The sequence below is a fragment of the Lysinibacillus sp. NPDC095746 genome, from assembly GCF_044763535.1.
GTDB lineage: Bacteria > Bacillota > Bacilli > Bacillales_A > Planococcaceae > Lysinibacillus.
In genome coordinates this window covers 1-10,979 of the sequence record NZ_JBIWGL010000055.1, presented here as the reverse complement: position 1 = coordinate 10,979, position 10,979 = coordinate 1, and the positions used below count along the sequence as shown (strand labels likewise).

Below are 10,979 nucleotides of genomic sequence, written 5' to 3'. Positions count from 1 at the left end.
GTGCAAAATAGCCATCTATCCGAAAAAAATTAGGATAGATGGCTATTCGTCGTGCGTACCAAGAAGGTGCGCCTATTTTATATTTCGGGCTTACACTCAATTTATAAGAGTCGAACATACAAAATTGTATGTTCGACTCTTCAGATATTCCCGTTTTAAATTATATATATTCTTCAAAGAACATGTATCGTGATTCTGTAACACCAGCTTAGTTTGTTCACCCTTATGAATAATTTTTATAAATATTGGACAAATCTACATTAAACGATAATTAGCATTATTAAACGAATAATCCCCTTTTGAACGATAATTTATAGGAACCATCCGATAATTAGAAAGTTGTGACCAAGGTATTTATATTATGTAAACTAAAATTATTTGGAGTGAGGGAGGGCTTGTATACGTCAACTACCATATTTAAATGTATACGGACAAGAATCTACATACATTCTGGACAAGAATGTCCGGACATAATATAATTCCCTACTTTTTGGACAAGAATGTCCAGACTTTTTGTAAAAGGTCAGATAGTTTTGGACACTTGACCTATAACTTTCAGCTTCAATTTGATTAATTTTTATACTAGTCGCATATGTATGATTAACTACTTATAATAAACAACATGGAAGTTCATTATAATTTATTCTGAAGAACAATACTAAATAACCAGTCGTCAAATAAATTTCGACAACTGGTTAGGTGTATACTTTTTCGACTGTAATTTATCAGAATTTTCACTTCTACCTGTAAAAAGGACACTAAACATTAGTTTTTACTCAGAAGCAAGATCTCATCTTCTTTTGCAAATTGATTTTCTATAAAAAACTTTTTTATTTTTTGCTGGTCGGCTGTGTAAATAATCAGCACTAGGGATTTAATGGCTCGACTACATGCAACATAAAATAATCTGTTTGTTTTATGAAAGATTATTACGTTCTTTCATGGGAGTTTAAGTATATTTCTTCACAAGGTGATTACATGCCATGCGTAAAGAGCAATACTTTGTTCAATTCGCATTTTACTACCTCAGGATACTGATATGTACGCTGTAATTGATTAGCTGTTAGATTCTTAAGTAAATATATCCAGCGTTCATGTAGACAATCTTTTTTTTCAAACAGTAAGACTTTATTTCAAAGACACAACGATCTTACTACCCACTTTTTATTTATCCCACACTCTCATCTTCTAGTACTACTATTTTTTATTACCAAATTAGCCGTTTCACTCGGATGGTTAAGAGGAAAATGATGACCATATGGAACAAAATCAACCTTACCAAGATGCGAAGGAGCAGAATAGCCTCTGTCATAATCCCCCCAAATAATGTAAAGATTATACTCTGTTACTTCATTGAAATCACCTTGATCGTTTTTCAATAGTAAACTGTTAAGCTGAACCGTAGTATTTAAAATTCTAGGAGAAGTAAAACTGTTACTAATTTTTTCAATATAATGTTCAGGGATGTTCTCCGTACTTTCAAATAAACCATTACTTAATAAATAACGCTCTATCAAATTAGTAGTTGCCAATTTCAATGTCCATTTGTTCATAAATTGAGGAACATTTATCGATTTAGCATTTTTTTTAGCAATAGGTGGCTGAAGTAAAGTAATTGTATACTTCTTATCTATGTACTTTTGTACTAATGCTTCCAAAAGAATATAAGCACCAAATGAATGGCCAATTAGATGGGCACCATTAGTAGCTTTCTCCAATAACTTTTTCACTACATTCAAATAGATATTTAAAAGGTTTTTCTCTCGTTTAAAAGGAGAACGTCCCAAACCTGGAAGGTCCATGATCCATACAGGTCGACCCGTTTTTTCATGAAGCTCTTTTCCTAAAGGAAATAAATCCTCTCCATCACTTAATAAACCATGTAATAAAATAAACGGTTTACCCTCTCCTTGTGCTTGGTAAATGGTAGTGTTATTACATAATGTTCGTTTAAATAAATGACTGTGCTGGCCATTTTGATACATCATGCGATAATCCAGATCAGCTATTACGGCTGGGAGAAATTTCATTACATTTGTCTCCTTAAACCAATCTTCTCCCATAATCTTTTTCGCTGAACCATTTGAAAATGTTCGATTTGTAATAAAGTTCAGCCCATCAGCAGGAATTTGGGTTATTTTGCTTACGCCACTATTCATAAGTGCTTTCATAAATGGCAATGGGGCAGAGATTTTAGGTGCAGTCATATTCATACTTTCTGACATAGCATCTAATAATTCTGAAATATTCTGATCATGTTGTTTGTCTTCAACAAGTGTATATGTTTGTATAGTTGGTTGCTCCAATCTGAAAACCTGCACAATAAACTTTGCAAGTTCATCGTTTGCAATAAGTGGTAATCTATATTCCTTACCTCCAGGAATCACTGGCAGGAGCCCTTTTCGCATACTCATCACAAGCAAGCCTAAGCCTCCTGTTTGCTCCGTACTCCCTGTTTTACTACTACCAACTACAGTTGGTGGATTAATTACTGAAAGCGGATAACCTACTGTTGATGCCTGCTGACGGATATAAAGATCTGCTAAAAACTTTGTTCTCTCATATGGATTTTTTATTTTCAAAAGATTGTTTCCTTCTTTAAACACATCTATCGCAATCTTGCTATTTTTATCATCAAAGGGACTCATATAGCCCACAACATGAATAAATTGTTGCAATCCCTTCAATTGATGAATATTTTTAGCGAATTCACTAATATGTTGGGCACCATTCAAAAATACGGAAGCTGCCTCTTTGCTTGTCGCTTGAATATCCATGGGGCCTCCTGCGTGAATAATCACATCCGTTTTCAATACCAACTCCTTATCTTCAGCACTTAGACCTAAGTCTATTTTCGTCAAATCACCTTCAATAAAGTGCATAACTGCCTCTTTTAAGATGCCTCTTTCTTGATAAATGCGTGTTGCTTTACTTTTCGATCTCACTAATAGAAGAATTGTAACATGCTCTTTGGCTAATTCCTTCACTAATTGCTTTCCAATAAAACCTGTTCCACCAGTTAAAAATACTGTTCTCATATAAATCCCCCTTTTAGTACTACGCAGTACTAATTTTATGTAAAAAAAATGCTTCTTTTATCGAAGCAAGTTAAAAAAATGATCTGCTGTTTTCATGATTACAGTTGCATCCTTCAGTGTTTCTGAAACAAATAGCGCTCCTTCAAGATTTGTAATAAAAAGAGATGCAACCTCGTCAATATTAATTGTCTTTCTAAATTCACCATTCTCTATCCCTTGTTTAAGTAATAAAGAAACTTTCGTTTGTAATCCTACAAAAAAAAGACCTATTTTTTCTTTTACTTTTGTGGCATTTGTAGGGCTTTGAATATAAAGCGTAATAAATGGACAGCTCCCCTTATATTCTCTCGTCTGAACTCCTTGTGATAATTGCTTTAAAAACAGTTGGATACGATCTTCAACTAATAATTGGTTTTGAGATAGTAAGCCATCAATTGCAGATTGATACATTTCAATCCAATAATCAACGACTCCTTCCAACAATTCTTCCTTATTAGAGAAGTGATAATACACATTAGACTTTGAAACTTTGCTTACACGAACTAATTCATCCATGCTTGTATAAGCAAACCCTTTTTCTAAAAATAATGTTGCAGCTACTTCAATCACATGTTTTTGATTCATTAATTTTCCTCTTGTCATAATTAGTACTGTACAGTACTATAATAGGTGTTGCAAGTATTTTTGTTAGTTTAATAAAAAAATTGATCAAAAAAGCTATACTATAATTGATTTTACTGCTAAAAATTAATCTCATTTTGAACAAATTTGAACTGAACCCCAAAACTGTTTTGGATGGCTTGCAATTTATCACTTGTGTTTTAACGCTAGGTTCATATATTTTTGAAAATAAAAATCGCAACTTTATTCAAAGCTACATTTTGCTTTCCTGCGTTCCAACACATACATTTAGTCATTTACTTTTTCCTTACAAAAGAAAAAACACCCTATGTAAGCGAGCAGACTAGTCCAATTTTGAAATGGATAGTTTGAACATTTACATAGAGTGTTTTAAGTACCACTATATAGGTGGTTGAGATTATGAAAGATATTTAATGACGTTTTTTTATGTTTAGACTGCTTTTCATGCTTATGCTTGTAACGCCTCAATTGTTTGAGCTACTTGCTCTTCTGTTAAATTGTGACGCACGATGTAGCGGTTGCGCGCATGCTTTGTACATTCGATTGTACAGCCACCTAAATACTTTGCTTCATTTTTTTCAGATGCGATGATTTGCTTATTACATTCAGGGTTTGCACAGTTAATGTAACGTTCACAAGGTTCACCGTCATAGTGATCGCGACCGATAATCACATGCTCTACTTGATTGATTGGCACCGTTAATCGCTCATCAAATACGTACATTTGACCATCCCATAATTGGCCTTTCGCAACAGGGTCTTTTCCGTATGTTGCAACACCGCCATGTAATTGACCGACATCGCCAAAGCCTTCACGTTTCATCCAGCCCGAAAATTTCTCACAACGAATCCCACCCGTGCAATATGTTAAAACATTTTTTCCTTCGAATAGCTCGCGGTTTGCACGTACCCATTCCGGTGTATCACGGAAGTTTTGTACATCTGGTCGAATCGCGCCACGAAAATGCCCGACATCATATTCATACGTGTTACGCACATCTAATACTACTGTATTTTCATCTTGCATTTCAGCAAGGAATTGTTCTGGTGACAGGTAGCGACCTGTTAATTCATGTGGGTTTACGTCTTCTTCTAAGCCTAAGTTTACTAACTCACGACGTGGGCGTACGTGCATTTTTTTGAATGCATGCCCATCTGCCGCATCAATTTTAAAGACAATGCCTTCAAATAATGAGTCTGCTTGCATGTTTGCCATGTATTGCTCTGTTTGCTCAATCGTACCTGAAACAGTACCGTTAATGCCCTCATTGGCTACTAAAATACGACCTTTTAAACCGATTTCTTTACACATTGCTAAGTGCGCTGCTGAAAACGCAGCTGGATCTTCAATCTTCGTGTAATGGTAATATAATAAAACTTGATAATTCATTGTTTCCACCTATCATTTCATATATTTGCAGGATATACCTGATAGCGTCTTTTACGACCTATTAAACATAAATGATAATCATTTAATATGCTATCGGTAATTAGACTGAAATGGGTATAAATATTGTTTTTTTTCAAAGAATTTGTGAAGTGGTCAGCGGACTTTTTTATAAAGAATGATATTTCACAATCTGGCCCGTTTGTGGAAGAAGAAAAAATCCTGCTTTGAAATTCAAATGCGTACTCTAAAATAGCGCTGTGAAAGCAATCGAGATTCAGTAACACGTACAGTTGCCCATCTCAATCGCTCTCACAGCGCATAATAAAAGCCTTCCATGTTTTACGGATGACATGGAATTAAAATTTACCTTGTCTTTTCAAAACAAATGGTCACTAATAGAAAATAATCATCTTTCGGTTCAATTGAGATATTTGTTAAGCCTGCCTGCACCCTTTAAAAGTTCTTCCTATTTATCTGAAATTACTAAATGGCTATCTTATTATTTCAATTTAGTAGAAATTTATATTCTACAATTATATTTCAACCTCTGTTTCAGACAAATTCAATGCTTTCCCGCCCTGCGAGCCTTCCCCTGAATTAATACCTAACAAAATGATTCAGGGCGTACTAAAAAAACTGTCTAAGTCTATGGCATCGCTCGGTTATGAAGAACCAAAAGGAAATATCCATCTAAGAAGAGAGGTATGCACATACCTTAAAACAATAGGAATAGAAGCTGATCCATCCTCAATTTTGATTACCTCTGGTGTTTTACAGGCACTGCAGCTTATTTCCCTTGCCCTTTTGCACACGAACTCAGTAGTATATGTTGAAAAGCCATCCTACCTATACTCTCTTAGAACCTTTCAATCGTTCGGAATGCAGCTTTCGGGAATTAAGCTGGATGAAGAAGGTATAGAAATAAAAGAATTGGTTGATCGACATAGGCGGAGAAAAGGAGCAATGCTTTTTACAATACCTACTTTTCAAAATCCTACCGGGAGTGTCATGTCACTTGATAGAAGAAAAACGCTTGTTGATGAGTGTGATAGGGAACGTTTGCTTATTATCGAGGATGATGTATATAGGGAGCTTTGGTTTGATGAACAACCTCCACAGCCAATAAAGGCATTTGATAACAATGGACTTGTATTATATATTGGTGGGATATCGAAAAATTTAAGTCCTGGTCTTAGGATTGGATGGATTGTTGGATCAGAAAAAGTCATTGAAAGATTGGCAGATATAAAAATGCAAACTGATTATGGAACCAGCTCACTCTCCCAGAATGTAACCACAGAACTATTCTCTAGTGGTCTTTATTATCAGCATAACGATATAATGAGGAAAAATGTTAAGCTCCGAAGAGATGTTGCTCTTGAAGCATTAAAGAAATATTTTACCGGCATCGGTACATAGAATATCCCTAGGGGGGATATTTCATCTGGCTTAAGTTAAATACAGGTATATCCATGTACCAGCTTTTTACTAAAGCCTTAAGTCGGAAAATACTTGTTTACCCTGGAGATTTGTATGAGTTTCACTCTGATCAATATTTAAGGATTTCCTATTCTTATGCATCCTTAAATGAAATTGACTATGGAATTAAAACTCTTTCAGAATTGGTAGCAGAACAAATTTTTTAAGTTTTATATAGAAATTGTAGATAATTATAAAAATGAGTATTGAATAACCACTGTATAAGATCTGTCTCTTCATCAAATATATGAAATGAATTTATAATTATATTGGTACGGTCAGGAAAATGCGGATTTACAACGTTAATAAATTTCCGATACTAAAAAGCCCAACTTCACCGTTTTAATAGTGAAATCGGGCTTTTTCATTACTCCATAAGCATTTTTAAGTTATATTCAAAAACCAGGCTTTGACATTGTCTAGAACATGGTAATTATTTAAACTATATAAATCTGCTAAGTTGATTTTTTAGCTCACCTATTTATTGAATTCATTAACTGGAAGAAGTATTCAGGTTTGTGGGTCTTATTTAGGTTATACCATGAATGTAATGTATCTGGTGCAAATACATCTAATTTTTTCAGTACTTCCTTCGCAAATTCCAGAGGAGCTATTCCTGATGCAGTAACTAAATTCGCATCAGATACCGCAGATCCCAACTCATAGAACTTTTCTCCTTTATAGTTAGGACATACCATTTTAGTGTATTCTAAATTATTACTTGTATGCTTTCTAGTATCTAAGTATCCCATATTCGCAAGGGCCTCAGTTGCACCACAAATTGCAGCAACAATAGTGCCAAGCTTTAAAGCTTGGCCAATTCTTTCCAAGATAGGTTGATGAATTTCTTCACTCCAAGTAGTCCCTCCAGGTAAGACTAAAAGATCTTTACTCTCAAGCGTACATTCATCAAGAGAAATATCTGGTTTTATGCTCAGTCCTCCCATCGTAGTAATTATTTCTTTATTAGCTCCTACTGTAATTACTTTTAAAGGTGCTATATCTTTTTTGAAATATCTCCCTGTGTTTAGTTCGGCAATCAAATATCCATATTCCCAGTCTGACATTGTATTAAATACATAAAGATACACTTTTTTTGTTTGCATTCAATAACGCTCCAATCTCAATTAATATAGCCTATTATAAGATAACTTCCCTGACAACTAACGTCAGTGAAGTTATCATACTTGATGAAATTGTATTAATTCCGACAGAACTTCAATAAGTCTTTTCTTTAGACTTATTGGCTCAATAACTTGAATAGATTTACCATATGGTAAAAGTAAATAAGGTACATATGTATGTATAATATCCTTTTCAAGAAGAAATACTGCTTGATTTGAAGTCCGTTCTTGTAAATAATGTCCTAAAAACCAATGTTGGCAAAGATCTCCCAACGTCCCTGTATTCCCATTAATAACTAAAGAAGTAATCCCTTCCTTATCTTCTATAGTTGGAAGGAGGTCTTTCATAAAAAAGTCACGTGCTGAAAAATTTTCTGGCTGGTTAAACTTAATTTCGGTTAGCATTAGACTTTCAATTCGATCTACTCTAAAACTACGGATATCATTCCTAAGATGACAAAATCCAATCATATACCACTTATTATTCCAATAGATAATTCTGTACGGATCGACCAATCTATAATTTAATTGCTTTTCGCCACTTTTATGGTAAAGAATTTTTACTGAGTACCCGTCAGTTACGGCCCGCTCCAACTCCTTCAAAAAAGGTTCCATAGAGAGTGAACTTAATCGACTTATTACTTCAAGACTAGTTAAATGTTGATTTATCTTTGTTTCCTGCTCTTGATTTGAGTATTTACTTAGTTTTGAAATAGCCCTATTTAGTGCTTCACCTCCATAATATCCGGCTTCTTCTGCAAAAACAGCAGCGTGAAATAGTGAAGTTTGCTCCTCAAAATCAAAAAAAAGAGGAGCTTCAATAAAATTATTTAATAAAGTGTATCCACCGTTATGTCCTGTGTCTGAAATTATAGGTACACCACTTGTTGAAAGTGTATCAATATAACGATAAACAGTCCTTATATTCATCTCTAACTTTTCTGCAATTTGTTTTGCAGTAATTTTTTCACCTGAACGAAGCATCCATAGAATTGCTAACATATTGTCAATTTTAGGCATATAATTCCACCTCTATAAGGAATTTATCTTCTATTAAATATTTTCGATTTTTGGTATAACTCATCAACTGTTCCTTTCCGATAGCTTTCTATATAATGAGGCCCTAGACACATTTGTAATTTCACAAATTGATTTACAGTCATTTCTCCCTCTTTATAAAGCTTTACTGCATAATTCATTCCTGCATGATTTTAATAATTCCGCTTCTGGCATCCTATAAAGCTTCTTTAAGATCATATCAAATTTATCCAACAGAAACAGTTTTTCTAAATAAAAATCGTAAAACATTAAATCCGCGGGGTTAACATTTAGAAGTAACGTTAACATTGTATAACTTAGGGATTTCCCTTTTCTATTAGGATGTAATCATAACCTATATGGATTATAGTCCTTTAATAAAAAATAAAGTTTAGTTCTGCAAACACTTTAGAAAGATAACTTTAAATATAATATTCGTGTTTTATGTAATTTGAGAAGTGTTCAGTCGATGGACGAATAGCATTTCCACCCATTAAATACGAATGTTTAGAGTGATATAACGCAAGATAGTTCGTTAATTATCTATTCTATCAGAGGAGCTGTTTTTTTTATTAAATATAAAACAGTTGATATTTTTACCGTACTAGTTACGTAGCATAGTTATGGGTATGTCAACTAGAGAAGATGGACTTATGTATGGTCAATTCCATTTAATAAGACTAAAGGTATTATTTATATCATAAGTAGAGGCTGTTCGAAGTATTCTAACAGTCTAATTTTTTTCAGAATACTACTAAATAAACAGAGTCAAAGAGTCCAAAGTAAAAATGGACAACCTTACATTGAATATTGTAAAGTCATCCATATCTCTAGTTAATCAAATAAATAATCCTTTTCATGATGTTTTGTCCAATCTGGAAGATCTATTTCGTAAAAGAATTGCGTATCTTTATTAACAACCACCTCAGTGAGTTAAGCATATTATTGTCATTATTCGCTTCGTACCTTTATAAAAGAAAAAGCTTCTATAAAAGACTTTAAGCTGTTGATTGTTTTTTCGTTAAGTTATCTGCAATTTCAAAATCTTCTTCACTATGTAGACATAAGCTACTAGCCATAAATGTCCCTATTGGAGTTATAACTATAGAAATGTTATCTTTAGTTATCCACTTAAACGTATCATTCCTTTCTTTGTCTATTTCAATAAAATACACAGGAAGTCCTAGGTTTATATATTTAGTTGGAGAGCAAACTTTATCAAAGTAAATTATTTGATTTATTAAGATATCTTTCTGAACTAAATAAATCAAGATTAGTCTTAAATAATGATTTACCAATCTTATTATTACTTTATTGGAATTGAAAATTGGTATAATATGAAAAATATCGGTTCTCCAACGATAATAAATTTCATTTAAAAATCCTGTTTTAGAATTTTTAAATTTCTTCTTTTCTAATTGGGATAACATCTTTGTTACTACCTTTTGCGGCTTCTTTAATTTTATTTTTTTTAAATAATCATTTATAAATCTTGTATCATATTCAGATTTCATTAAATAGTATAAATCTACAGCATCCCTAATTCGCTTTTTTCCATTTGAACCTACCTCTACTGTCAATATTATAATATTAAATTCATTACTTGGTATTTGAACATGCACTTTATCTAATAATATGGTTTGTTTTGTAGACCAAAGTAAAGGTTCTACTAACCAGGTGCATTCGCTTATGGGAAAGCCTCCAATATTAATTTCTATATCTATAATTAAGTCTGAATCAATTATTTTTCTATAAGTAGCAACCCCACAAAAATGGATATATTTCGTAAAGTACGGGTACTTTTCTAATGAATATCCCTTTTTCAGTAAAATCTCATGGACTTTCCAATATTCATTTAAATCTTTCAACAATATATCAAAATCATTACTTTGCCTATCTAGACTTTTAGGATAATACTTTCTCATGGCTAGCCCTTTCAAACATAAATATTCCACTTCTTCTTGATTAAGAATATCAACAAATTCTAGAAAGTATCCTATTTTTTCCTCTTTTCTCTTTTTAAATGGAGTCGATTTTTCATTCTCAAAGAATTGGGGTTGAATTGATACCAGAGTGTCTAATAGCCTATGTGCTACAGCATTTTTATAAATAATCTCTTTGTCTTTCATTTTTATCGCAAATTCATCCCACTCTAGTCTTTCAGTACATAATAATGGTATGTCAACACTAAACTGGACAAAAATTATAAGGGCTGTTGCTTGAATTCTACTGGTGTTAAATAGCCTAGTGTTCCGTGAATTCGAATGT

At 33.1% G+C, this 10,979-nt stretch carries 7 protein-coding genes and 1 pseudogene; 1 reads left to right on the top strand and 7 read right to left on the bottom strand.

Going from position 1 to position 10,979, the window contains the following annotated elements; translation table 11 throughout:
* Positions 1-1,181: 1,181 nt before the first annotated feature.
* From ACIQ7N_RS23270 to trhO, 3 genes are all read right to left on the bottom strand, one after another.
* Positions 1,182-3,038, bottom strand: coding sequence for an alpha/beta fold hydrolase (locus ACIQ7N_RS23270; RefSeq protein ID WP_402936586.1), 1,857 nt, complete (start codon positions 3,036-3,038; stop codon positions 1,182-1,184).
* Positions 3,039-3,095: 57 nt separating this feature from the next.
* Positions 3,096-3,662 (bottom strand): TetR/AcrR family transcriptional regulator, encoded by a 567-nt coding sequence (locus ACIQ7N_RS23265; RefSeq protein WP_402936584.1) that lies wholly within the window; start codon positions 3,660-3,662, stop codon positions 3,096-3,098.
* Between the two features lie 466 nt (positions 3,663-4,128).
* Positions 4,129-5,070 carry an oxygen-dependent tRNA uridine(34) hydroxylase TrhO gene (gene trhO / locus ACIQ7N_RS23260; protein ID WP_402936582.1) on the bottom strand — a complete coding sequence of 314 codons (942 nt, stop codon included), beginning with the start codon at positions 5,068-5,070 and terminating at the stop codon, positions 4,129-4,131.
* A gap of 648 nt (positions 5,071-5,718) precedes the next feature.
* Here trhO and ACIQ7N_RS23255 point away from each other — a divergent pair.
* A complete protein-coding gene (locus tag ACIQ7N_RS23255; protein WP_402936580.1) occupies positions 5,719-6,489 on the top strand; it encodes an aminotransferase-like domain-containing protein in 771 nt (256 codons plus the stop codon).
* 533 nt (positions 6,490-7,022) lie between these two features.
* On the opposite strand, the gene ACIQ7N_RS23250 is transcribed toward ACIQ7N_RS23255, so the two are convergent.
* From ACIQ7N_RS23250 to ACIQ7N_RS23235, 4 genes and pseudogenes are all read right to left on the bottom strand, one after another.
* Positions 7,023-7,655 carry a type 1 glutamine amidotransferase family protein gene (locus ACIQ7N_RS23250; RefSeq protein WP_402936578.1) on the bottom strand — a complete coding sequence of 211 codons (633 nt, stop codon included), beginning with the start codon at positions 7,653-7,655 and terminating at the stop codon, positions 7,023-7,025.
* A gap of 75 nt (positions 7,656-7,730) precedes the next feature.
* The gene (locus ACIQ7N_RS23245) at positions 7,731-8,693 is read right to left on the bottom strand and encodes a helix-turn-helix transcriptional regulator (protein ID WP_402936576.1); all 963 of its coding nucleotides are present in this window, start codon (positions 8,691-8,693) and stop codon (positions 7,731-7,733) included.
* Between the two features lie 63 nt (positions 8,694-8,756).
* A pseudogene (locus ACIQ7N_RS23240) lies at positions 8,757-8,884 on the bottom strand (helix-turn-helix domain-containing protein); the annotation flags it as partial.
* An 825-nt stretch (positions 8,885-9,709) separates the two neighbouring features.
* On the bottom strand, positions 9,710-10,979 hold a 1,270-nt coding region (locus tag ACIQ7N_RS23235; protein ID WP_402936574.1), incomplete at its 5' end, for a nucleotidyltransferase family protein.

Excerpts from the sequence above, each read along its gene's own strand:
- ACIQ7N_RS23270 (WP_402936586.1), bottom strand. The coding sequence starts at position 3,038 with ATGAGAACAGTATTTTTAACTGGTGGAACAGGTTTTATTGGAAAGCAA.
- ACIQ7N_RS23265 (WP_402936584.1), bottom strand. The coding sequence starts at position 3,662 with ATGAATCAAAAACATGTGATTGAAGTAGCTGCAACATTATTTTTAGAA.
- trhO (WP_402936582.1), bottom strand. The coding sequence starts at position 5,070 with ATGAATTATCAAGTTTTATTATATTACCATTACACGAAGATTGAAGAT.
- ACIQ7N_RS23255 (WP_402936580.1), top strand. The coding sequence starts at position 5,719 with ATGGCATCGCTCGGTTATGAAGAACCAAAAGGAAATATCCATCTAAGA.
- ACIQ7N_RS23250 (WP_402936578.1), bottom strand. The coding sequence starts at position 7,655 with ATGCAAACAAAAAAAGTGTATCTTTATGTATTTAATACAATGTCAGAC.
- ACIQ7N_RS23245 (WP_402936576.1), bottom strand. The coding sequence starts at position 8,693 with ATGCCTAAAATTGACAATATGTTAGCAATTCTATGGATGCTTCGTTCA.